This window comes from Brucella anthropi, assembly GCF_046630315.1.
GTDB classification, from domain to species: domain Bacteria; phylum Pseudomonadota; class Alphaproteobacteria; order Rhizobiales; family Rhizobiaceae; genus Brucella; species Brucella anthropi_A.
The window spans coordinates 235,937-260,438 of the sequence record NZ_LQBD01000001.1 but is presented as its reverse complement, the minus strand read 5'-3'; the positions used below and the strand labels follow the sequence as shown (position 1 = coordinate 260,438).

Below are 24,502 nucleotides of genomic sequence, written 5' to 3'. Positions count from 1 at the left end.
CCTCCGGCCGGCATTCGCATTGCCGGGAATTACTTCTTCAGCGAAGCATTCCAGAAATAGGGCCACGGTGCTGGCTCGACGCCCTCCAGCTTGGTCGAAATGGCCGCAACAGCGTTGAAATCACCGATCTTGATGAGGGGCAGTTCGTCGTAGATCGTTTTCTGAACATCTGCCCATAGCGCAACGCGCTTCTCCAGATTGGATTCGGATGTGAAGGCATCGACCACCGCTTTACGCGCAGGTGTCTCCCACCAGCCTGGCGAACTGGTTGACAACGAGCCGATCAATGCAGGCTCCGGCAGGAAGGGGCTGTGCGTTATGTAGATGTCCCAGAGCTTGGGATCAGCACGGCGCTGTGTCAGTGTCGCCCAATCGACGACCTGCAAGTCCACATTGAAACCGGCAAGCTTCAAATATTCGGCGGCAACCTGCGCCATCTTGTAATGGAACTCATATTGGCGACTGGTCAGGATACGCAGCGGTTCACCATTATAACCGGCAGCCTTCAATGCTTCCGCCGCGGCTTCCGGCTGAGCGACATTGTAATTCCCTTCGACCCCCGCTTCCGTATTCCAGACAAAATTGGACGGGTAGAAAGCGCCGTCCAATGCGTAGAATTCCGTGCTGCCAAATGCGGCTGCAAGCATGTCTTCCATACTCAATGCCTGTGTTACAGCCTTCCGGACGGGCAGTTTCGATGCCACGCCTTCCTTGGTGTTGAACACGAAGACAGGATAGCCGAAGGGCTTCAGAAGCAATGGCTGAGAAGCCGTCGAAGCCTTGATCTTGTCAAACGATTCAACCGGAATGGAGTCGACATAATCATATTGTCCGGAAACCGCCGCCTCGACACGGGTGTTGGCGTCCGGGACCGATACGAAGCGGATTTCATCAAGATATTGATGACGCGCACCGCCGTAACCGTCACTCTCGCCGTCGCGCGGCTTATAACCATCGAAACGCACGAGCTGAATATACTGATCCGCCTTGCGCTCCTTAAGCATATAGGGGCCGGTGCCGATAAATTCATTCATCGGCTCTGCCTGCTTTTCGGATGGGATGATAATCGCCGCAGAGTTGTTGAAAGCGAGCAGGGAGGTCAATGGCGCATAAGGCTGCTTGAGCGTTATGGTCACTGTTGCGGGATCGGTCGCGGCAATGTCTTCGATGAAGACCGAGGCCTGCTTCCCACGTGATGCCAGTTTTGTCCAGCGCTGCAATGATGCAACCACATCTTCCGACGTCATGTCGCTGCCATCATGGAACTTGATGCCGGAGCGCAGCTTGATGGTGTATGTTTTTCCGTCTGGGCTGATTTCAGGCAGGCTTTCGGCCAGCAATGGCGTCGGCTTCCATTCCTTATCGAACGTATAGAGCGTTTCGAAAATATGCTGCGTGACGATACCCACAAGATCGGCAGTGGATACCATCGGATCGAGCGTCGGCGGCTCGCCGATGGTGGCGACATTGATGATGCCGCCCTTGTCCTGTGCCAGCGAAACGCCGGGGCTAAAGATCATGGCAGAAGCCAGAAGGAATGCTAGTTTGATCCGCAAGGCAAAACCCCCATTTTCAACTTGTTCCACAATTATGTTATATAGACTTTTATAAAAGAATAGCTGAGAACGTAAAGGTGTCAATCCATCGGGATGGCGTGGACTTAAAAATAACGGGTCGGGGCAACCAGAAAAACAAAAGGCGCAACGAAAATCGCTGCGCCTTTCTGTTGGTTAAGAGCCTGTGGCGGATTATTTTCGCGGCGGCAAAACCGGAAGCGGTTCGGCGCGGCCAACAATGAAGGCGTAGGAAAACGCACCGACCAGCGCCATACACGCAGCCATCATGAATGAAGGCGTGTAGCTGCCATTGAACATATCGAGCAAAAAGCCGAACAGGAACGGGCTGATGATGCCCGCAATGTTGGAGGCAAAGTTCTGGATGCCGCCAATGGAGGCCACATGACGCGAACTTGGTGCAACGTCAGCCGGCAGTGACCAGATCGCAGTCGCTGCGATGGCGAGGCTGCTATAGGAGATCGCAAGGAAGAACAGCGCCAGATAAAGCGATTCCACCATTGCGGCAGGCAAAATTGCAGCGCCGCCAAGCATGCCGCCCACCATGATAACCTTACGAACGGTGGTTACATTTGCACCGTTGCGGATTGCACGATCTGCGGCCGCACCTGCTATCCATGCCGTAACGACAGCCGACAGTCCCGGCAACATTCCATAGAGACCGAGCTCGGCGAGATTCAGGCCGCGTGCAGTCTTGAGATAGGTCGGGAACCAGGTCAGGAAGAAGTAGATCACGAAGTTGAGGCAGAAAAAGCCGATCATCATCCCCCAAACCGTGCGGTAGCGGAATAGATCGATCCAACGAATTTTTACGGCTTCCGGGTCGTCGGTTGCTGCGGTACGGCCGCCATTTTCGATGATGTATTGACGCTCAAGTTCATTGGCGCGGGGATGCTCGGCCGGGTCACGGTAATTAACGTACCAGAAGAATGCCCACAGGATACCGACAGCACCCAGAATCACGAATGAATAATGCCAGGTAGCGAAGGCAATAATGGCCGTGACGATTGGCAGCGCCAGTACGGTGCCGACGCGAGAGCCGGAATCGATCACAGCCGTTGCCAAGGCACGCTCGCTCTTGGGAAACCAGCGCGACGCGGCCTTGGTTGCCGCAGGATAGGCCGGTGCCTCACCTGCACCGAGCGCGAAGCGAACGGCAAAGAAGCTCCAGAAACTGTTTGCCAGCGGGGTCAATGCGGTAAATGCCGACCACCAGATCGCAGCAAGCGAGAAAGTCTTGCGTGCACCCATCTTGTCGGTGATCCAGCCCGCGAACAGCATCATGCCGTCATAGGCCCAGAAAAAGGCACCGAGGATCAAGCCCTTTTCGGTATTCGTAAGGTTCAGATTCAATTCGGAATCGATGAATGGCAGCGCCACACTCATGTTCGCACGGTCGAGGTAATTGATCGTAATACCCACGAAACACATGAACAGGATGAAATAGCGTACCTTGGTCGCGCCAACCGGAGCGCTCTTAGGACCTTCCATTTATACAAACCTCCCAAGGTTGTTTGTCGTCAAACCCGGTAATCGGGCGCACTCCTGACAGTTGATCCTTCCGACGGCATCGGTCGCGGAAGACGATCCACAAACGGCGGACGAGCCGCTCAATCTTTCAAGAACCCAAGGAACTTCGCCGTATCGCGATCAATGGGGATGCCCTCACCCTCGCGGCGGCTTCGCTCCGCCCATTCGCGGTCGCCGGGCGCCATGACCTTTCCGCCCCCTTCGCGCGAAGGGGCGCTGCGTAATGCGGCGAGATATGTCTTGATGCCGGAAGCGAAGATTTCCGCCCCGGCAAATTTTGCCGGATCGATGACGAGCACGAAATGCCCCATATTGCGCGGTGTCGATATATCGTCACTGCCATACATCGGGATGAAATCGGTATCGAGCGTCGAGCCGGTCAGGACCGCCGAAAGCAGCGTAGCGAGGCCCGCAAGCGCCGCCCCCTTGAAACCGAAATCCGTCCCGCCAAGCGGAAGCAGCATCTCCGCCTCGTTCGGATCGATCGTCGGGCGACCGCTATTATCGGCCGCGACGCCATCGGGCAAAGTCTTGTTCAGCGAACGATAAAGCATAACGCGGTTCATCGGGATCGATGACGTTGCCATATCGAGAAGCCACGGGTCTTCGCCGGGTACAGGAGCACCGATGGCAAACGGGTTCGTGCCGTGAAACCGGGTCGAGCCGTCGAACAGCGAAACGATCGAATCCGTATTGGTCGTCGCAAGCGTGATGAAACCGCGTTGCGCCCCCTCCAGCGCATAGGCGCCGGCGGCCCCGATATGCGAGGAATGCGTGATCCCCACGCCGGCCACCCCCGCCTGGCTTGCCAGATCGGCCCCAATTTCAACCGCACGATACATGGCATAATGACCGAGCCCATCTCCACCATGGATGAGAGCACTTGCAGCCCCCTTTTGCTCGACGACGAGTTGCGGGTCCTTGGCAAGACGTCCGCCTGCCAGCACCCGACAATAATGTTCGACAAGGCGCACGCCGTGGCTGTCCACCCCAACGAGCGACGCATGCATCATGGCGCGGGTCGCCGCCTCCGCCGACGGCGCGCTGGCTCCTGCATCGAGAAGCGCGCGCAATACACGTATTTCCAGTTCCGAACTATCGACTGCGATTGAACCGTCGTTCTGCATCTATCCTCCGTATACCCAACCTCTCTCGGGTCATGACACTCGGCAGGCTTGCCTGCGAGACTCCCTCCATTCACATATCAAGAGTTTAAGCATTAGCGAATATACGCCAGATTGGATAAATGTCAGCCTTTGTTTTGTCGGACAATCTTTTGGGTTTCGATCCCGCTGGTGCTCACGTAGATAGAAAATAGAAATGGAAAGAGCATGTAAGTCAAATAATGTTAAAGCGCTTTCCGTCAGTTTATTTCACCTCGCGGTTTATGATCTTTATGCCTTTTCATTCGGGGACCTGAACGTTTAATGAAAGGTTTTTATCATGAAAAATGCAGGAATATGCACCTTTATGCTGGCTGTTTTGACTAGCAGCGGCGCAATGGCCCAAGCTGCACAGCAAATGTCACCAGAAGATCTATATAAAGCCGCAACAAACCAGCTTGGTATTGTCGAATACTGCAAGGACAAAGGCTTCGCCACTCAGGAAGACATAGATGGCCAGAAGTCGATCATGAAACTGATGCAGGCACCGGCCGACAAAGCAGGGCCCGATGCGGCCCTCGAAGCAGGAAAGAAAGGTGTCGTCCAGTCGATGGGACAAGAAACCGATGTCGAGGAATTTGCCAAGACATCAGGCAAAAGCATCGAGCCGTTCTGCCGGCAGATCACCACTGCAATCAAGCAATCAGCTACACAGATTCAAAAATAGCGTGCGGACGCAATCTTTGCATGCCCGACACCCAAAACCCCGGCCCAGCCAGGCCGGGGTTTGGAGACGACCCGCCTTCTTTCGACCGGCCCCCACGCATTGATCTTCGCGGCGTCCACTCCCTTGACAAATAAAACATGATAAATTAAGTCATATTTTGACCTACCGGTCGCGTAGACCTCCAGCCGGCGCTTGACCTGTCGAGAGCGCCGGTCTTTTTATGTCTGGCACCCAACACAAATACGGTCGAGTGGATAGTCATGACGCAACCGATCACATCGAATATCAGTCACATGAATACTGATTGCGCGATAGCGGGCGGTGGACCGGCAGGATTGATGCTGGGACTTCTGCTCGCACGTGCGGGCGTGAACGTCACCATTGTCGAAAAGCATGCTGATTTTTTGCGTGATTTTCGTGGCGATACCATTCACCCGTCCACGCTTCAAATCATGCATGAGCTTGGCTTGCTGGAGAACCTTCTTGCCCTCCCCCATACGAAGGCGCACCGGTTACATGCGGAAATCGGCGGCAAGGACATTACGATAGCTGATTTTTCAAAAATCCCCGCCCGGTGTCGGTTTATCGCCTTCATGCCGCAATGGGAGTTTCTCGATTACATAGCGCGCGAAGCTGCAAAATATCCAAACTTCCGCCTCATCATGTCGGCCCGTATGATCGATTTGACCGAACAGGACGGAACAGTCACCGGGTTCTCCGCGACAACAGCAAATGAAACCATCCGCATCAATGCCAGGCTCGTCATCGGTGCCGACGGCAGAAACTCGGTGGTGCGGACGAAAGCCGGTCTCGAGGTCGAAAATTTTGGATCACCAAGCGAAATCCTCTGGATGAAACTGTCGCACGCGCCCAATGATCCGCCCTACACAATGGGCCATGGCGGCCCCCGGCAAGGTTTTGTCATGATCGATCGCGGCGACTACTGGCAATGCGGTTATGTATTGCGCAAGCAGACTTTCGCCGATGTCCGGCAAAGCGGCCTCAATGCCTTTCGGCAGGCGGTTGCAAACATATCGCCATTACCTGCTGACCGGATGGATGAAATACGCACATGGGATGATGTCCATCTGCTGAGCGTGCGCATCGACCGACTGAAGACATGGTGGAAACCGGGGCTTCTTTGCATCGGCGACGCAGCTCACGCCATGTCGCCCATTGGTGGTTTCGGGGTCAATCTTGCTATCCAGGATGCCGTTGCGGCAGCAAATATTCTGACGGTACCGCTCAAGGAAAACAAAGACCTATCCCCCTATCTCGCGGCTGTAGAGGCCCGGCGTCGTTTTCCGACCAGAGCAACCCAGAAGTTGCAGCTGATGATGCGGAGCGATCGCCGCAAGCGGGAAACGAATGATATCAAACGCGAGGGACCGCCCGCCTTCATGCGCCATCTTGCGCGCTGGCCTCTTCTTGCGCATCTGGCGGGCAGATTGATCGGCGTAGGCTTTCGCCCGGAGCATGTCCGCAATCTCTGAAAACCCCGTTTGAACGGGATAATCCAGTCGCCGCGCCGACCGAAACGCTTTCGCCAGATCTGCCGGTCAAACTGGTTACATGCCGATCACGAGTTTCAGCGCAATCGACCACATCGTTATCGCAATGATGCCTTCAAGAACACGCCACGAAGACGGGCGGGCAAAGATCGGCCGCAACCAACGCGCGCCGAAGCCAAGCGAAAAGAAAAACACGAAAGATGCGGTGATGGCGCCCGCAGCGAAGGATGCCTGAAAACCGGAAAACTGGGTGGAGATTGTCCCGAGCAAGACCACCGTGTCCAGATAAACATGGGGATTGAGCCAGGTCAGCGCCAGACAGGTTGCGATCGTCGTTGTGAGGCTCACGGATGCCCCATTCGCGGTCGCAAGGACGGCAGACGAAGTGAACGCTGAATAGAGGCTGCGCGCTCCATACCAGATCAGAAAGGCTGCGCCGCCATAGCGCATGATCGGATCAAGCGTCGGCATGACGGCGGCGATTTTCTGGAAGCTGGTCACGCCCACAAGAATAAGAATGGCGTCCGATATGGCGCAAACGAGACTGACCGCAAAAACATGCTCGCCACGCAAACCCTGCCGTAAAACAAAAGCGTTCTGCGCGCCAATGGCGACAATGAGGCTGAGGCCCATGGTAAGGCCGGTTACGTAAACGGAAGGGTTCATATGCAGTCACCGCCAGGGAGTAGGTCGACGCTTGGATATCGGAAGCCGGCGGATTAGAATAGTTAAATCTGGTAATTCTGGTTTAGGAAAACTAATGATCGACTATTCCGCCCTGAAAGCCGTGGCGATGGTGGTCCAGACAGGCAGTTTTGAGAAGGCCGCGCGGGCACTGAATGTAACCCCATCGGCCGTTTCCCAACGCGTCAAGCATCTGGAGGAGAGGCTGGGCGCTGTTCTGATCGAACGCGGCTCGCCCTGCACGGCGACCGAAAAAGGCGACTGGTTATGCCGGCATATCGAGCAGGTCGGCATGCTGGAACGCGAACTTCTGGCAGAATTGCCCGGCCTGTCGAGCCGCGAAAACACCGCACAGCGCGTCACACTTCATATAGCAACCAATGCCGACAGTCTGGGCACATGGTTCCTGAAAGCGATCTCACAATTCGGTGCTGCATCCGACTATCTTTTCAACATAGCCGTCGACGATCAGGATCATACGGCTGAATGGTTGCGCCGGGGGCGGGTTATAGCCGCCGTCACCTCCTTGTCCAAACCCGTTCAGGGCTGCCGTCTCACCCCGCTCGGCGTCCTCCAGTACCGTGCCACAGCTTCACCGGAGTTCATCGCGCGCTACCTTGCCGACGGTGCGACATACGACGCCATCGCCCGCGCGCCGGCGCTGACCTTCAACCAGAAGGACAGATTGCAGGATCAATGGGTACGCACTGTCCTCGGCACCGACATAGCGTGCCCGACCCATTGGCTGCCGTCGACACAGGCTTTTGTCGATGCAAGCCTGTCGGGCATGGGATGGGGGATGAACCCGATACAACTGGTTGGCCAATATTTGAAATCCGGGCAACTGGTCGAACTGATCCCGGACACGCCCCTGGATATTCCCCTGTTCTGGCAGGTCAATCGTCTGGCAGCCGACAGGCTTGCGGGCCTCACGCAAACCGTTTTGACGATAGCGCGATCAGAATTGGGGCCTCTTCCATAAGAAAGAAAAAAGATAATCAACGAGAAAATCTATGAAAACAAGGAGGTAGGACAAGATTGCCCTTGTGCTCACGGTCAATCACCATGTGTTTTCTTGAATGTGAACGGTAATTGAGCGATCCATGAACAATGAAGCTCCTGTTCCTCATCGCAGCACTTATCGCCCTTGTCGTCCTCGGCTGCTATTTGCAGATGTTTTTTGCCGTGCCGTGAAGGCGAGACTGTTTTATCCATGTCTTGCCAGCCTGCCGGGCTTGCAGGCGGAAAAATGCTGGAAGGTCGGGGCATTCCAGAAAAAAGGCAGGATCAATGATCCTGCCCAGTTTGTGCAACACCTGCCGCCTCCTCACAGACCCTGACATGCTCTGCCAGTGCCTCAAGCTGCAAGAAAGCGCTTATGGTACAGATATCCCGCTTCTGAAACTTTGGAAGCTCCTGAAGCTCCTTCAATCTGGTGAGAAGTGCACCGCGGTTCATGGTTTTTCCCTCCATCTTTCTGGCTATCCGCAAGATTGGTGTTAATCAGGCTGCCCGCACCTTCGCTTTCGTCTTCAACGGAAGTTCGATATCGACTTCGAGCGTCGACATCTGATCGCCCCGATCCATTTTCACGCTGACCTTGTCGCGATCGATCTGGATATGTTTGGCAATAACGGCGAGGATTTCCTCCCGCAGCACCGCAACAAGATCGGAATGCTCGTGTGACGCCCTTTCATGGGCAAGCAGCACCTGCAACCGTTCGCGCGCTTGTGGCGCGGAAGCAGGTTTGCTGAAGAAACGAAACAGGCTCATGCCGCTCTCCTTCCGAAAAGTTTACCCAGAAGGCCGCGCTTTTCGGATGGAACAGTCATCGGCACTTCTTCGCCGGCAAGGCGGCGGGCTGCGTCGAGATAAGCCAATGCAGGCGCACTGCGCTGATCGGCAAGCGTTACGGGCGAACCGATATTGGATGCCCGCAGAACGTCCTGGCTTTCCGGGATGATGCCGAGAAGCGGAATGGACAGGATTTCAAGAACGTCATCCACCTTGAGCATGTCGCCACGCTCCGCCCGAACCGGATCATAACGGGTCAACAGAAGATGCTTTTCCACGCGTTCGCCGCGTTCGGCCTTGAGCGTCTTGGCATCCAGCAGGCCGATAATGCGGTCGGAATCTCGAACGGACGAAACCTCCGGATTTGTCACGACCACCGCCATATCGGCATGGCGCATGGCAAGCGTGGCACCGCGCTCGATCCCGGCAGGACTATCGCAAATGATCCAGTCGAACTCTTTCTTGAGGTCTTCCATGACGCGGTCGACGCCATCGGTGGTCAGATTGTCCTTGTCGCGCGTTTGGGAGGCCGGCAGCAGATACAGCGTTTCAAGGCGCTTGTCGCGGATCAAAGCCTGCGGAAGCTTTGCATCGCCCTGGATGACATTGACCAGGTCGAACACCACGCGCCGCTCTGCGCCCATAACGAGATCGAGGTTACGAAGGCCGACATCGAAATCGATAACGACAGTCTTTTCGCCGCGCTGCGCCAAGGCAGCGCCGATTGCAGCGGTCGATGTCGTCTTGCCAACGCCACCCTTGCCGGAAGTTACAACAATCACTTTTGCCATATTTGTCTCCTGTATCTCCCGCGCGCCTCCAGAGCATCCGTTACCCGGGATATGAAATGCCCTGTTTTTCCCATGCAGCACTCAAAAGTGCTCCAAATCCGGTTGAGTATCTGTTTTCCCAAAGCGATCCATGGCTCTGGGCTGCATGCTAGAGCGGCTCCTGTTTTAACGGAATCGCGGAAACCGCTCCGACTATTTGTTTTGTCGCATTTGCCTCACGCAAAACCGTTTCAGACCTTTGGCTCGAAAATGCTCTAATTCAGCGTTTCGGCCATCATGTAGTCGCCGTCGAGCCAAAGCTGGACTGCCTGACCGCGAAGCCTGCCTTCCATGTCTTCGGCCGTCTTGTAGAGGCCATCGATGGCGACAAGTTCAGCTTCCATCTTGCGACAGAATATGCGGGCATCGGCATTTCCGGCTGTTCCAGCCATTGCGCGACCGCGCAGCGCGCCATAAACGTGGATCGAGCCGCCAGCCACGACTTCGGCGCCGGATGCGACCGAACCGACGATCGTTACATCGCCGTCGGGAAAATAGATCGACTGCCCCGACCGGACCGGCTCGGTGACAACCATGGAAGGAACCGCCTTGACGAGTTGCACCGCTGCGGGCGCGGCCGGTGCGCGCTCCTTCGGTTTTGGTTCTGCTATCTCCGGGTCGAAATCTGCCGCCGGCTGCCCACCCCGCATTGCGGGCGGCATACCTGGCCCCAGAAGAGAAGGCCGCGCATTTTCGAAACCCGTAATCCAGACACCACGGCTAACCAGATCCTCAAGCAGTTGGACCAGTTGCGGGCGCTCGATCGAAACATTCTCCAGATCGAGAACGATCGGACGATTGAGAAAGAATCCCACTGAACGTGCTGCAAGATCATCCAGCTTGTCGAGCCAGCCATCGAGCGGCAATTCAGGCGAGAGCACCAGCGCAAGAAAGGACCTCCCTTTCAAGCGGATTGGACGAGACTGTGTTAGCACTTGATTCATCTTGGTTAAAAAACGGTTTATCCGGTCTATATGCGCAATGGTTAACAGATGGTTAATTTCTGGAGCCTGAATGTTCCGACAGTGGGCGCTGTCGGTCTTTTTGACGGCCAGAGCATAACAATCAAGCCTGTGAACAGCCTTCGGGCGCAGAACGCAAACTGCACCCGCACAAATTACTGAAGGCATTTCCGCGTTGGAAACGACTCAACTCGCTTTTGATTATAAACGGATATTTTGACCGACAATCATCGTTTCTTCGCCCTTCCACAGAAGACGCCACAGAAAATATAAATTTAAATTACGATCAAATATGACGCTACGTAATGTATTATAAATTTATAATACATTTTTATTTCACTGAAAGGCAGATTGCTTTGATTGCCATCAAGAAAAACGAGAATCATCCGATTCTTTTTAGAGCATAATTTCTGTATTTCCTGAATTCTGCTGCGTTTTTGACGCGCACAATCGGTCATATCGCAGCCTGGACAAAAAGCTTATCGACCAAGCGCAGCACAGCAAGGCCGTCAAACAAACATCGCCCGTGCAGATGATGGATATATCCCGATAGAACAATCGTTCTTTTCTGATTGCTTTCTTGCTTCATCAAGCACAGCCAAACCCACTCCGAAAGGTCTGGGCCAAACACGGAAGAAGGAAATCTTTTGGGAGGTTCCGCTTAAAGGAACCGCCTCGCGTTTGGGCGGGGGGCTTAGGGGCGCGAGGCGGGCGAGCTCTCAGGAGTGCACGCACAAGGAAAATGGAACGTTAGCGCCGATTCTGGAACTAACAATGCGTTCCAGCCTGAAAGATTACGTGACCATGATATAGAAAAGCCCGCAATGCTCGGGAGGAGGAGAGCATTGCGGGCTTAATCTGTAAGCGCGATTGGGAGGAGGAGTATCGCGCTTGAGGTCCGGTTCTTTGGGAGGAGGAGTGAACCGAACGCATTTTTAATAACCAGTTCGCCCCGCGCGCTCAATCAACAAGGTTGCATTGCTGATATGCAGTTTCGACAAGGCAAATAAAAACCGCCCCGCAGCGTGTGAACGCGCTGAGGCGGTGAATCTCCCTCGAAAGCCCCCAATCGAAGAAGACGGCGGAGCTTACTCACAGCGCAGGCCAAAAATAAACAGGCAATCATGATGAACGACCAAAGATTCAGGGAGCAATATCGCCGTATGGTTGTGAAGCCCTTGTTTCGGAAAACTTTTCCGCGGCCTTAGTCTTTCGTATAAGATCTTATAAGGATCGGCCCCATATCCAGCTTGCAATGTCATCCCGAACATCTTGCGGGAGACGGAAATCGACCGGGCATCGCATCATAGCCGTACATTAATTTCAGTATTTTCTGAAATTTATAGAGTTTTAACAGGGGGTTGCTTTCTGCAAGGGCGCGGTTATTGTTCCTCCACTTGGAGGAGGGAGCACCGCCCCAGCGCGCTAGATCGCTGCGGGGCGGTTTCTTTTTCAGCTACCCGAAAATGCATATCTGCCTTGCAGCATTGCCCCTTGTAAGTGGCGAGCCGTATTCCTATCTTCGCGTTGTCCGGTTTACTCCTCCTCCCAAAAACCGGACCCAAAGCGCGATACTCCTCCTCCCAATCGCGCTTTACAGATCAGCCCACTGCACACTCCTCCTCCCAGTGCAGTGGGCGTTCTCTTTTCTGGAACGCTTCATCGTCTTCGTGAAAGCCCGAGCCGACAAACCCCTCCTGATTATTCTGGTAGTTTTAAGCTTTGCGGCGTAGTTTCGGCGCATGGCGCAACAGGGGGCGGGGTTCCATGTTCTTCAGCACGATGTTCAAACCGGCCAGGCCGTCGCCGGCCGGTGCGCCCTTGTTCTGGCTGATCAGCACTCTGGCCCTGCTGGCCCTCCTTTTGTCCGTCAGGCTCAACGCGCCCATCGGGCCGATGTATTGGGACAGCTACATCTATTTCGACGCAGCCCAGCGCATAAAAATGGGCCAGATTCCCGATGTGGACTTCTCCGCCCCGGTCGGGCCGCTTGGCTATTACCTGTTCGCCTGGGGACATTCCCTGTTTCCCAAAGCACAACCGCTATTCCTCGTTCAATGGTCGATATTGGCTGTTGCAGCCCCCCTGATGGCTTGGGTGCTGACATCACTTCAGCCCCGCAATCGAACGACCGGTTTTCTCATCCTCGTTCCATTTCTGGTCTTCGCGATCTTTCCGGCCAATACACAGAGCTTTTACCCCTATCCAGGACTGGACGGATTCGGAATTTATAACCGCCATACCGCGCTTTTGCTCTATGTGCTGACATGCGGCCTGATGTTCATGCGAAACGGTGCAAGGCTCGCGCTCTTTTGCGCGGCAACCATGCTTGCACTCTTCCTCATGAAGATTACGGGCTTTCTTGCGGGCGGATTGCTCGGTCTTGCGGCCCTTCTAGCGGGGCGAATCTCATTTCGCAACGTGGTGCTGGCTGCGATCCTCACCATCGCGTTTCTATGCGTCCTCGAATTGCAGAACGGGATTATCGGCGCATATATTCGCGATATAACGACATTGATCGGGTTGAATGAAGAGGCGCTGCTGCCGCGCTTCCTCACCGTCTTGTCGCTGAAACTTGACGTCATTCTTCCGGCAGCGATCCTTGTTCCGGCTCTTTTCTGGAATGAACGGCGCCAATCCGCTGTAAAAGACCGCTTCTTCGATCGGAGTTCCGTCTGGCTTGCCACCGGGCTTCTGGGCGGCATATTCCTCGAAACGCAGAATACCGGCAGCCAGGAATTCATATTCCTTTGGCCCATCCTGCTCATGATCTTTCAACGTGTGAAAACAGGCGACGAGACGTTCAAGGTCGTCTTTGTCGTGCTTGCCGCCTTCTGTGTCATCCCGACATTCACCAAGGTTGCGCATAAAACCTTGCGCGCCCTTGCCGTCGCGCCGACCTATGTTCAACCATCTTTGCCGGCATTGCAGAATTTGGGACAGGTGCTGACCCGGCCCGATTTCTTAAAACGGGCCCAGCTTTTCCAATCCCATTATCCTGAGAACAATAAGGCCTATGACGCATTGGCCGCGAAGGGACAGCTTCCAAGCTGGCAACTTTATTCGGAAATCGATTTCCAGGTGTACTGGCTCGTCTCCGCGGAACAGATGGTGAAGGATTTGCGGATGTATGAAACACGACACAACATCCGCCTGCAAAGCATCATGTCGCTCGACTTCGTCAATCCGTTTGCATGGGTGCTGGATCGTGATGCCACGCGCCACATCCAGATCGGCGCCGATCCCTTCCGCACCGTTCCGGCGCTATCCGAGGAAACGAAAGCCGCCGTGGAAGCAACCGACGGCATATTGCGTCCGAAATGTCCGACAACCACGAACCGTCTTGCCTTGCAGGCAATATATGCCGGGGCGCTGCAAGGTCGTGCCGTCGTCGCCCTGAACCCCTGCTGGGATTTGCTGCTTCGCCCCGGCTTGGTTCGGTAGCCGGAAACGGTTCATTTGAGTTGGGCTTTGACGAAATCCCGCACAATCCGCACGATGCCGCGGGAAAGCACCTCATCCAGCGCCTTTATGAACGCATCCACATGCTCGCGGCCGCAAATCAGCGGCGGCTCAAGGCGAATGACATTGCGATTATATTCGGTAAAGGCAACCAGAACCCCATGGTCGCGCAGCAGGTGACTGCCGATGAAGCCGGGAAGCGAGCCTTTCAGCTTTTCATCGAGCATCGCCAGGACAGGTCGGAGTACCACCGGCATGGTCTGCGAAAAATCATGGAACTCCAGCCCGACCATCATCCCCTTCCCGCGCACCTCTTTGACAAGCGCGGGATAGCGGCGGTGCAGTTCATGCAGCCGATCGAGAAGATAATCGCCCACCTCGGCGGCATTATCGATCAGATGCTCGTCGTAAAGCACATTCAGCGCTTCGATTGCTGTGATGCAGGCCTCGCCGATCCCGCCAAAAGTCGCCATGGCATGGATCATCGCCGTCTTGGGCGTACCATAGGCCTTCATGTAGATATCACGGCGCGCGATCATCGCGGCCATTGCGGTCTTTCCGCCGCCAAGCGACTTCGCCAGGGCGGTAACATCCGGAATGACACCATAATGTTCGAATGCATAGAACTTCCCGGTTCGCCCCAGCCCGCACTGCACTTCATCGGCAACCCAGATCACGCCGTGCCGGTCGCAGAGGCTCCGCAGCTTTTGCCAGAACAGCGCATCAGCCTGAATGATGCCGCCGCCGCCCTGCACCGTTTCAAGCACGATCACCCCAATTTCAGGGTCCGCGCGAAACGCATTTTCAATGGCTGCGATATCGCCGAAAGGCACACGCACAGTATTGTCGACGAGCTTGAACTCCCCACGATATAGCCCGCCATCCGTGATCGACAGCACGCCCTTGGTCTTGCCGTGAAACGAGTTTTCCGCATAGACAATCTTCGGCTTTTTCGGACCGGCGGCGCGTTCGGCGAGCTTGATCGCGGCTTCCATCGCTTCCGAGCCGGAAGACCCGAGGAACACCATGTCGAGATCGCCCGGCGAACAGGCCGCAATGTCATAAGCGAGAGCGGTTGCATATTGGGACATGAAGGCGATTGCGATCTCGTGGCGCATCTCTTCCTGAAATTGGCGCCGTGCTTCCAGAATACGCGGGTGATTGTGACCGAAAGCCAATGAGCCGAACCCGCCGAAGAAATCGAGAATCGGGCGTCCGTTCTGGTCGTAATAATACATGCCTTCCGCACGCTCTATCTTCACCTTGTGAAAACCGAGCAGCTTCATGAAGTGAAGCTGGCCGGGATTGAGATGAGCCGTGAACAGCTCCGTCATCTGCGGCAGATCGAGCGCTTTCGCCTCAGCGACAGTCAGCAGTTTCGGCTTTGGCGTTGTGTTGGGCTGGTTCATGTCTGTCCCTATACCGCTTCGGGTGTCCGCGCATCCGGCGATGCGGCTTCGAGCTTTTTGCGATACTCGCTATAGGCTGCAATCAGCATGTCCTCATCGCGATATTGCGGCACCCAGCCAAGCTCGCGCTCGCCTTTCGAAACATCGAGAACACACATTTCATCGGCAATCAGATATTGCTCCGGGTCCATGAGGGGCATGTTCATCCGATCAAGCAGATCAAGCGTGCGTTTCACAGCCCAGGCGGGCGTCGGCAACAAAACGGATTTTGATCCTGCATGGCTGATGAGATCGCCGAGCAGCTTGCGAACCGGGGGCGGATTGAGCGAACCGAGATTATAGACCTCGTTGGGAAGGCCAGCCTTGAACGCAGCCCGTGCCGCCTCTGCACAGTCGAACACCGAAATAAACTGGTAGGGATTTTTGCCCGAGCCGATCATCGGCACCGGCAGATTGCAGTCAATCAGTTTGAACAGCTTTTCCAGAATACCGAGACGGCCGGGACCAATGATAAGACGCGGACGAAACAGGGAAATATTCATCCCCCGCCCACGCCATTCAATGGCGAGTTCTTCCGTCTTCAGCTTGGAAAGACCGTATTCTCCAAGCGGCTTGCAGGGATGGTCTTCCTTCTGCGGCCAGACATAGGTGTGCCCATACACCATGTCCGTGGTAAAATGAACAAGCTTGTGCGCACCCGCCGCATCCATTGCCTTGATGATGTTTTCCGTCCCGTAATAGTTGACGGGAAAAAAGAAATCATGCCGCTTTGCCCGAACCTGAATGGGCGACAGCATCTTGGCGGACAGGTTGTAGACCACATCGTCCGCGCGGATACCGAGCCTGTGGATCGCTCCCGGATCGGTTACATCGGTCGCAACAAAGGCGGCATCGGCATAATGCGGCAGATCGCTTTTCACAATATCCGCGACAATGACCTCATGGCCATCGCCAAGGAGTTTGGGAGCGAGATATCGCCCCACAAAACCATCGCCGCCGAAGATGATATGTCTCATCGCATGCCCTCACTCACCCCAGCGTCCGCTGGTTTACAGTCGTCTCCGCCTGCGGTTCGGCTGACTTGCCGCTTTGAGCGATCAAGACCGTTCCGATGCAGATGAATGCGATGCCTGCGACCTTGTAGGCGCCCAGCTCCTCCCTGAACAAAAGCCATGCGAACAGAGCCACAGCCACATAGGCAAGACTGAGAAACGGATAGGCAAAGGAAAGATCGACCTTCGACAACACATAAAGATGCGACGCCATAGAGATCACGAAGGTCAGCAATCCGGCAAAGACCCAGGGATTGAAAACAATCTGGAACATGCGCTGGATCAGGGTTTCGGCTGAAAAGCTGATCGGTCCGAGCGTCAGCATGCCATATTTCAGCATCAACTGCGCGGCAGCGTTTGTCATGACCGTGAACAGGATGAACGGAATATATTTCATCGCATTTCCTAACCCGCCGTACTGAGCGTCAACGCCGTGCGGCGCCAGAAATTGGAGTTGAAAGCCGTGTCGCGAAAAGGTTCGAAATCGCGCCAGCGCGGATAGCTTGCGGCGAAAGTTCGGGCGCTCATCCTTTGATCCTTATAGGGGTTGACCCGGCCACCGGCCTCCACGGTCATCCGGTCCAGACGGTCCAGCAATGCCAGCGTCTTGTGGCCGCGATTGGGGAAATCCATGGTCAGCGTATATCCCGGCACCGGAAATGACATGAGGCCCGGAGACTGTATTGCGCCGAAACGCTTGAGCACGGTCAGACACGATGCCTGCCCCGCCTCCCGGCTTGCCGCAAGCATTGCCGGAATGACGGTCCTGGCAGCGCCAAACGGGATCACGCTTTGGTGCTGGTATAGCCCCGCCGGGCCATAAAGCCGGTTCCAGTTTCGAATAGTATCGAGAGGGTAAAAGAAGTTCTGATACGGCACCCTGTGCGCCGCCGTCATCCGTCTCTTGCGGTGAAAATAGGCCGTATTGAAAAGCGACAGGCTTGCTTTGTTCAACACGGGAAACGGCAGGTCGAAAGGCACGCCAAGGCGCGCAGATGCCGCAACAGGCGCGCCGCCGGGCGCGGCGACATGATTGCCGACCATCAGCAGGCCCCGGCCATTGGAAAGCTGATCGATCCATGCCACGGCATATTCATTCTCACTGTCGGCAATCTCGGCCATATCGAAATATGCATCCAGATTGGCGAAGGGCAGAATCTTCTCGTCAACGTCGAGACCGCCCACCCGCATAAGCCGGACGGTGGCGCCAAGGATCACCCCCGTCAGTCCCATTCCACCGATTGTTGCGCGGAACAGATCGATGTTTTCCTTATCGGAACATCTGTAATGAACACCGTCCGAGCGGAGCAGGTCCAGCGCGTCGACATGGCGGCCGAAAGTTCCTCGCCGATGATGGTTCTTACCGTGCACATCGTTGGCAATGGCGCCTCCGAGCGTCACAAATTGCGTGCCCGGCGTGACGGGAAGGAAATAGCCGTGCGGCGCCACATGGGCGATGATTTCGCTCAGGAGAACGCCGCTTTCAGCCGTCAGCACCCCATTGTCGGGATCGAAATGCACTCTTCTTTTTCGCGCCTGCATGGGCACGAGAAAACCCGCATCATTATGACAGCTATCGCCATAGGAGCGACCATTCCCGAACGGCAACAGGCTGGCATCTTCGGGCAGGGCATGCGTGAAATCGGTCTCCAGCCTCTCCAGCGGAAGATATCGCCGTTTTCGCCGGTCAATACGCCCGAAACTGTCGAACACCTGTTCCATCAGCGCATTCCAGCCACAAGCAGCAGCACCGCGCCAAGCGCGATGACGACCTGGCTGCGCCAGTCCCTGGCGATGAAGAGGACCGGATCGTCATCCATGTCGCCCCGATGCGCCAATATCCAAACACGAACGTTGATATAGAGCACGATCGGACCGAGCGGCCATATCGCCCAAGGATATGTGTAGAGCGTCTTGACGGCATCGCTATTGATATAGAGCGCCAGAACCAGCGCGGCTGTAAAGGCTGCCGCGACCCCGCATTGCCCGACGATGTCGCGATCTTCCGGCCGGTAGCCGCGACCGGCTATGCGGTCTTTTTCCGTTACCGTCGCGCCCTGCAATTCGACGTAGCGCTTCACCAGCGCCAGCGACAGAAAGAAGAACATGGCGAAGGCCATCAGCCAGAAGGACGGCGGAATATAGGAAGCTGCCGAGCCTCCCAACAGGCGCAGGCTGTACAGTCCTGCGAGGCAAATCACATCCCCCAGCAACATGCGCTTCAAGGCAAATGTATAGGCGGTTGTGACAACCAGGTAAGTGATGATCGCCAGCGTGAAGGCGGGCGGAAGAAAGAGGCAGATCAGCCCGGTCAGCACCAGCAGCAGCGCCACGACGACAAGACCGAAGGGGATGGCTATCTGGCCGCTTGCAAAGGGACGCTGATTTTTTCGCGCATGTCTTCGGTCGACCGGAAGGTCGACAATGTCATTGACGATATAGATCGCCGATGCCGTTGCACAAAAGGCCACAAAGGCGAGGACGGTCGCAATGAATACATCCGGCTTCAAAATATCATGCGCCAGGATGGCCGGAACGAAGACGAGCAGGTTCTTCAGCCACTGATGAACGCGCAGCATCCGGACATAGGTTCGAATGGTGGGCTTGTCCGCACTGAAAACTTCGCAGCCCGTCCGCTTCTGGAACTGTGCCGCCGCCCGATCCGGGGCGACCACGATCGCCTGTCGGGCTGCATCGAAAACCGGAAGATCGTCACGATCGTTTCCGGCATAGTCGAACCCCTGTGGCCCATAACGCCCGACAAGCAGGTCAGCCTTGCGTTTTGCCGAAAGATTGGTCGCGCCGGATGTCGCATGGACGGCGCTGAAAATACCAAGCTCGGACGCGACGGCCATCGCCATCGGTTCGGCGGCGGCTGTTGCCAGCACCAAGGTTCGTCCCGACAGATGTTCGCTGCGCAGAAACGCCAGAAACTCCGTCCGATAAGGAAGCCGCGCCGTATCCAGCGTCACGCGATCTGCCACTTGTTGCTTCAAATGGGCTTTGCCGGACAGAAGCCACACCGGCAGCATGAAGATGAACAGGATATTCTTTTTCAGAAGAAGAAAAATGCCTTCCCACAGCAGATCGGTCGAAACCAGTGTTCCGTCCAGATCGACTGCCAGCGGCACATTCTTGCTGTCCTGCCCCCGCATATCCATTTTGCCCTTTTCCGCCCGAGCCCCTCTCGTACAGGGATAGATGCAGAAACCAAATGAAAAATGAATTTTCCTGTTACAATCAATAATTGATTTACTGAATAGAATTTCCGCTTAAAATTTCCTCAACAGCTAAAATACAGCATATTGCTTGCCGTTTGCATAGTTTCATGCGCGCCGAAGACAGCCTCCGGCGAACATGAATTATTTTAGATTAATCTAAACTACTATTATCTTGAGCCCGGAAACAGCAGATCGACAAATCTGGCGGCAGTCGGTTGGGGCTCGTGATTGGCAAGCCCCGGACGCTCATTGGCTTCAACGAATATATAATCCGGCTTTTCAGGTTGCTTGACCATAAAGTCAATGCCGACGACCGGGATATTGATTGCGCGTGCGGCCTCGCATGCCGCGGCAACCAGATCCGGGTGAACGGTGCCCGTCACATCGTGGATCGTACCGCCGGCATGAAGATTGGCCGCCTTGCGCACCGTGATCTCGCGGCGATCGTCCAGAACGCTATCCAGCGAAAGCCCCTGCTCTTCAAGGCATCTCTTCGTTTCCGCATCGACGGGTATGCGGCTTTCCCCGCCGGTCGCGGCAGCGCGTCGGCGCGATTGTATCTCGATAAGTTTGCGGATCGTTGCCTTGCCATCCCCGATCACCCGCGGCGGACGGCGCACAGCGGCAGCCACAAGCTCGAAATCAATGATAACCAGCCGCAGGTCCTCACCTTCGAAACATGCCTCCAGCAACACACGGTCGCACACGGTGCGCGCCTGTTTGATTGCGGTGCGCAAGTCCTTCATAGTCGAAATGCCGACGGAAATTCCCCTTCCCTGTTCGCCCCGAGCCGGTTTCACCACCAGCTTGCCGTGGCGTTTCAGAAAGGCTTCAAGCGCATCGTCATCCGCTTCCGCCGCGATCTGTTCCGGCACTGCCAGCCCGGCCTTCTCGACGATGCGCCGCGTCACGGCCTTGTCGTCGCAGATCGACATTGCAACGCCCGAGGTCATTTCAGACAGGCTTTCGCGGCAATGGACGGAACGCCCACCATAGGAAAGGCGGAAAAATCCACCTTCCGCATCGGTTACATCAACCTGAATACCACGACGCACCGCTTCATCCACGATGATGCGGGCATAGGGGTTGAGCGCATCGAAGGTCTCCAGATGGGATGCGAAAAACTTCTCGTTGATTGCATTCTTGCGCTTGATCGCGAAGAGCGGAACGCGGCGAAACTTCAGCTTTTCATAGAGCCTTATGGCATTCTCATTGTCGTGCAGAACCGAGAGATCGATATGGCTCAAGCCGCGCACCTGAAAATGTTCTGCCAGTTTACGCACCAGTTTTTCGCCGATGCCGGGCTGCCGCGCCTGCGGGTGGACCGCGAGACACCAGAGCGAAGCACCACGATCAGGATCATCGAAAAGACGCTGATGATCGATGCCGGTTACGGTGCCAACAATTTCGCCGCTGGCATCGTCCTGGGCCACGAAATAGGTCACGGCCCGATTGTCCCGCTCGGAGGAGAAAAAGTCGGGACGCAGTTGAACCATTCCGCAAGCCGCATAAACAGCGTTGATGCCTTCCGCGTCCACTTCGGAAACCGCGCGACGGATGGTTATGCCGCGTGTCCGTCGCCCGCCCGGGCGATAGGTTGCAAGCTCGATCCGGTATGTATGCGACGGATCGAGAAATATCTCATGGGGCGCAAGCGACAGCAGCACATGAGGATCGCTCACATAAAAGACAATGTCGCGGCTCGCAGGCGCTTCCGCCCGCAAGGCTTCCACAATGGCTTCGTTGGTTTCAAAGGTCTGCGCGAAGAGCAATCGCCCCCAGCCGCAGTCCACGACCACATCCTGCTTGCGGTCCTCGCCTCCCGCCCTGTCATGGCCATGCGCATGTTCCTGATAAAAGCCAGCGCTTTCAGGGGTGCGCAAGCGCGTCAGACGGTGCGAAAAGGCCTTGCGGCCCCTCGCTTTCTGCCGGGTCATATCCACCTCACCAGTTTTCCGCATTTCATGCCTCCTGGGCCTGAAGCCACATTTCAAGGAGGCCGGCCTGCCATAGTTCCGAACCGCGCAAGGGCGTGATGTGTCCGGACGGATTTGCAAACAGGCGTTCGAGATAATCGCGCTGGAAAAGCCCGCGCTCCCTTGCCTTCCGCGAAGAAAGAGCGTCGCGCAGCATGTCGAGATAGGGCCCGGCGATATATTTGAGCTGCGGCACCGGAAAATATCCCTTCTTGCGGTCGATGACTTCGCTCGGGACGACTTTCCTCGCTACGTCCTTGAGGATGCCCTTGCCGCCGTCCCGCAGTTTTTCCTCCGGCGGAATGCGGGCGGCAAGCTCGACCAGTTCATGATCCAGAAACGGCACCCGCGCCTCAAGTCCCCAGGCCATCGTCATGTTGTCCACGCGCTTGACCGGGTCATCCACAAGCATCACATTCGTGTCGAGCCGCAAGGCGCGGTCGACAGGTGTGTCCGCCCCCTCCTGCAACAGACATTCCTCCAGAAATTCATGACTGTGATCACGCTCCGGCATCCATTCCGGCGATAGCTGCGTCGCCAGCACGTCATGCGCGCGATCCCGAAACCCTTTTGCATAATCGCCGACGACATCGTTGGAATCGACCAGTGGCGGATACCAGTGATAACCGCCGAAAACTTCGTCCGCGCCCTGTCCCGACTGGACGACCTTGATATGTTTCGAAACTTCCTTGGAAAGAAGATAGAAGCCGACATTGTCGTAGGACACCATCGGCTCGGACATTGCCGCGATCGTTCCCGGCAAGGCATCCATGAGATCAGCGGAGGGCACGAATATCTTGTGATGTTCGGTGCCGAAATGTTTTGCGATCAGGTCGGAATAGACAAATTCGTCGCCTTTCTCCCCGTTCGCTTCCTCAAAACCGACTGAAAAGCTCATGAGGCCCGATTGACCGGCTTCAGCAAGCAGTCCGACGATCAGGCTCGAATCCACCCCACCGGACAAAAGCACACCGACCGGCACATCGGAAATCATCCGGCGTTTGACAGCGACACGCATCCTATCGAACAATTGTTCCTGCCATTCCTCCCGGCTCAAGGCCCCGTCACCGGGCAGTCGACGGTAGGGCGCCTGCCAATATATGCGGTCGGCAAAATGTCCGTTCGGTTCGTAGATGCGGATTGTCGCGGGGGGAAGCTTTCGTACACCATTATAAATCGTGCGCGGTGGCGGCACGACAGCATGAAAGCTCATGTAATTGTGCAGGGCTGCCCGGTCGATCGACGTATCGATGCCACCAGCCTTGACCAGGGCAGGCAGCGAAGAGGCAAAGCGTAAGGCGCCATCCACCTCGGCAAGATAGAGCGGCTTGATGCCAAAACGGTCACGCGCGAGGATGACCCTGCCCGTATCCCGCTCATGAATGGCAAAGGCAAACATGCCGAGAAAGCGCGTTACACAGCTTTCACCCCATGCATGCCAAGCCTTAAGAATGACTTCCGTATCGCCATCGGAAAAGAACTTGTAGCCCTTCTGTTCCAATTCTGCGCGCAATTCGCGGAAATTGTAGATGCAGCCATTGAACACCAGCGTCAGGCCAAGATCGGCGTCGATCATCGGCTGCTGCGATTTTTCGGAGAGATCGAGAATTCTCAGTCTTCGATGCCCGAAACCGATATTGCCCCGGACTACAATTCCGGATGAATCCGGTCCGCGAGGACTGAGCACATCCGCCATTTTCGAGACTGCCGAAACCGACGGCGAACCGCCGTCAAACCTGACTTCTCCGCAAATACCACACATAAAAAGGGTCGAAACCTCCATTGTCATTCATAAACAAATGAGGCCGTCGCATCTGTTATGACGGCGGCCTGCACAATTGCAAATGCGGGAGCGTCGGGATTGTTCCCAACTTTTTGGTTTTCGCTACGCGGTCTTCCCGATCGTTTCCGCCTTGGAAAGCATATAGTTTTCAGCCGAAACCATATGTTCATGCGCAATGCGGCGCGCATCTTCGCTGCGATTTTCGACAAGCGCCGCCAGCAGACGATGCTGAAAGATGAGCCCCTCTTCCCGCGAGGCCGGCGTCGGATCGGCATAGATCGCGCGCGCAATCGGCAGATTTCGCAACAGATTATGGGTCAGCCCGCAGATGAAGCCCAGCAAACGGTTCGGACAAAGCTGCGCCAGCAGGGAGTGGAAATCCAGTTCAGCGACACGCTGGCGATACTGATCACCAAGATCGACCGGCGGGCGGTCATAGACGCGCATTGTATTTTCCAGCCGGGCAATATCGTCGCCGGTCAATCGTCCAGACAGAATGGCCGCGATCTCCGGTTCGAGGAGCCTGCGGATGGCATAGATTTCGGCGAGGCTTGGCTGGTCGAAGAAGAAATAGCTTCCGAGCATTTCCATTGCATGCCGGGCGGAAGGTTCGGCCACGAAAGCCCCGCCGCCGGGGCCGCTGCGCGTAAATATCAGCCCCTGCGTCTCCAGCGCCTTCATCGCTTCGCGAATGGTGCCCTTGGCGGCCTTGAACTGGTCGATGAGCTCCTTTTCCTGCGGCAATCGATCGCCGGGTTTCAATGCGTCCGAGCGGATAAAATCCTTGATACGGTCGGCGATCTCCTCCGGCCGCCGGCGGGCCTTTGCCGCCTGCGCGCGCGGCTGCGGTTCGTGATCGAAATTCCGGCCCGTTCTGACCATAT

At 55.9% G+C, this 24,502-nt stretch carries 19 protein-coding genes; 4 read left to right on the top strand and 15 right to left on the bottom strand.

Translation table 11 applies throughout. The annotated features are described in order from the left end of the window. Positions 1-29: 29 nt before the first annotated feature. The 3 genes from AVM02_RS01130 to AVM02_RS01120 form a co-directional block, all read right to left on the bottom strand. Positions 30-1,556 carry an ABC transporter substrate-binding protein gene (locus AVM02_RS01130; protein WP_411505180.1) on the bottom strand — a complete coding sequence of 509 codons (1,527 nt, stop codon included), beginning with the start codon at positions 1,554-1,556 and terminating at the stop codon, positions 30-32. Positions 1,557-1,748: 192 nt separating this feature from the next. Beyond that, the gene (locus tag AVM02_RS01125) at positions 1,749-3,065 is read right to left on the bottom strand and encodes an MFS transporter (RefSeq protein WP_411505179.1); all 1,317 of its coding nucleotides are present in this window, start codon (positions 3,063-3,065) and stop codon (positions 1,749-1,751) included. 119 nt (positions 3,066-3,184) lie between these two features. Continuing rightward, a complete protein-coding gene (locus AVM02_RS01120; RefSeq protein WP_411505178.1) occupies positions 3,185-4,231 on the bottom strand; it encodes an Ldh family oxidoreductase in 1,047 nt (348 codons plus the stop codon). 316 nt (positions 4,232-4,547) lie between these two features. Here AVM02_RS01120 and AVM02_RS01115 point away from each other — a divergent pair, with 316 nt between their 5' ends. Beyond that, the gene (locus AVM02_RS01115) at positions 4,548-4,934 is read left to right on the top strand and encodes a hypothetical protein (protein ID WP_411505177.1); all 387 of its coding nucleotides are present in this window, start codon (positions 4,548-4,550) and stop codon (positions 4,932-4,934) included. Positions 4,935-5,194: 260 nt separating this feature from the next. Further along, positions 5,195-6,427 carry an FAD-dependent oxidoreductase gene (locus AVM02_RS01110; protein ID WP_411505176.1) on the top strand — a complete coding sequence of 411 codons (1,233 nt, stop codon included), beginning with the start codon at positions 5,195-5,197 and terminating at the stop codon, positions 6,425-6,427. A gap of 75 nt (positions 6,428-6,502) precedes the next feature. Here AVM02_RS01110 and AVM02_RS01105 read toward each other — a convergent pair whose 3' ends face one another. Then, positions 6,503-7,111: a LysE/ArgO family amino acid transporter gene (locus AVM02_RS01105; protein ID WP_411505175.1), complete on the bottom strand. Its 609-nt coding sequence runs from the start codon at positions 7,109-7,111 to the stop codon at positions 6,503-6,505. 94 nt (positions 7,112-7,205) lie between these two features. Here AVM02_RS01105 and AVM02_RS01100 point away from each other — a divergent pair, with 94 nt between their 5' ends. Next, positions 7,206-8,111: a LysR family transcriptional regulator ArgP gene (locus tag AVM02_RS01100; protein ID WP_411505174.1), complete on the top strand. Its 906-nt coding sequence runs from the start codon at positions 7,206-7,208 to the stop codon at positions 8,109-8,111. A gap of 521 nt (positions 8,112-8,632) precedes the next feature. Here AVM02_RS01100 and minE read toward each other — a convergent pair. From minE to minC, 3 genes are all read right to left on the bottom strand, one after another. After that, the gene (gene minE, locus AVM02_RS01095) at positions 8,633-8,902 is read right to left on the bottom strand and encodes a cell division topological specificity factor MinE (RefSeq protein WP_006468449.1); all 270 of its coding nucleotides are present in this window, start codon (positions 8,900-8,902) and stop codon (positions 8,633-8,635) included. Then, complete coding sequence (gene minD, locus AVM02_RS01090) at positions 8,899-9,714, bottom strand: septum site-determining protein MinD (protein ID WP_010660936.1); 816 nt, start codon at positions 9,712-9,714, stop codon at positions 8,899-8,901. Before minD ends, minE begins: the two co-directional genes overlap by 4 nt. 254 nt (positions 9,715-9,968) lie before the next feature. Beyond that, positions 9,969-10,697, bottom strand: a complete 729-nt coding sequence (gene minC, locus AVM02_RS01085; protein ID WP_411505173.1) for a septum site-determining protein MinC — start codon at positions 10,695-10,697, stop codon at positions 9,969-9,971. Positions 10,698-12,482: 1,785 nt separating this feature from the next. Between minC and AVM02_RS01080 the strand changes: the two genes are divergently transcribed. Beyond that, positions 12,483-14,159: a hypothetical protein gene (locus AVM02_RS01080; protein WP_411505172.1), complete on the top strand. Its 1,677-nt coding sequence runs from the start codon at positions 12,483-12,485 to the stop codon at positions 14,157-14,159. An 11-nt stretch (positions 14,160-14,170) separates the two neighbouring features. Here AVM02_RS01080 and AVM02_RS01075 read toward each other — a convergent pair whose 3' ends face one another. From AVM02_RS01075 to AVM02_RS01040, 8 genes are all read right to left on the bottom strand, one after another. Continuing rightward, positions 14,171-15,586, bottom strand: coding sequence for an aspartate aminotransferase family protein (locus tag AVM02_RS01075; RefSeq protein WP_411505171.1), 1,416 nt, complete (start codon positions 15,584-15,586; stop codon positions 14,171-14,173). Between the two features lie 8 nt (positions 15,587-15,594). Next, positions 15,595-16,602, bottom strand: coding sequence for an NAD-dependent epimerase/dehydratase family protein (locus AVM02_RS01070; protein ID WP_411505170.1), 1,008 nt, complete (start codon positions 16,600-16,602; stop codon positions 15,595-15,597). 13 nt (positions 16,603-16,615) lie between these two features. Next, entirely contained in the window at positions 16,616-17,035 is a 420-nt protein-coding gene (locus AVM02_RS01065; protein ID WP_411505169.1) for an EamA family transporter, read from the bottom strand. 8 nt (positions 17,036-17,043) lie between these two features. Continuing rightward, on the bottom strand, positions 17,044-18,360 hold the full coding sequence (locus AVM02_RS01060) for an FAD-dependent oxidoreductase (RefSeq protein WP_411505168.1): 1,317 nt from the start codon (positions 18,358-18,360) through the stop codon (positions 17,044-17,046). Continuing rightward, positions 18,360-19,799 (bottom strand): UbiA family prenyltransferase, encoded by a 1,440-nt coding sequence (locus tag AVM02_RS01055; RefSeq protein ID WP_411505167.1) that lies wholly within the window; start codon positions 19,797-19,799, stop codon positions 18,360-18,362. Before AVM02_RS01055 ends, AVM02_RS01060 begins: the two co-directional genes overlap by 1 nt. A 227-nt stretch (positions 19,800-20,026) precedes the next feature. After that, positions 20,027-21,820, bottom strand: a complete 1,794-nt coding sequence (gene ngg, locus AVM02_RS01050) for an N-acetylglutaminylglutamine synthetase (protein WP_411505166.1) — start codon at positions 21,818-21,820, stop codon at positions 20,027-20,029. Between the two features lies 1 nt (position 21,821). After that, complete coding sequence (locus AVM02_RS01045; RefSeq protein WP_411505165.1) at positions 21,822-23,597, bottom strand: N-acetylglutaminylglutamine amidotransferase; 1,776 nt, start codon at positions 23,595-23,597, stop codon at positions 21,822-21,824. Between the two features lie 123 nt (positions 23,598-23,720). Further along, the gene (locus AVM02_RS01040) at positions 23,721-24,500 is read right to left on the bottom strand and encodes a FadR/GntR family transcriptional regulator (protein WP_411505164.1); all 780 of its coding nucleotides are present in this window, start codon (positions 24,498-24,500) and stop codon (positions 23,721-23,723) included. Positions 24,501-24,502 lie beyond the last annotated feature (2 nt).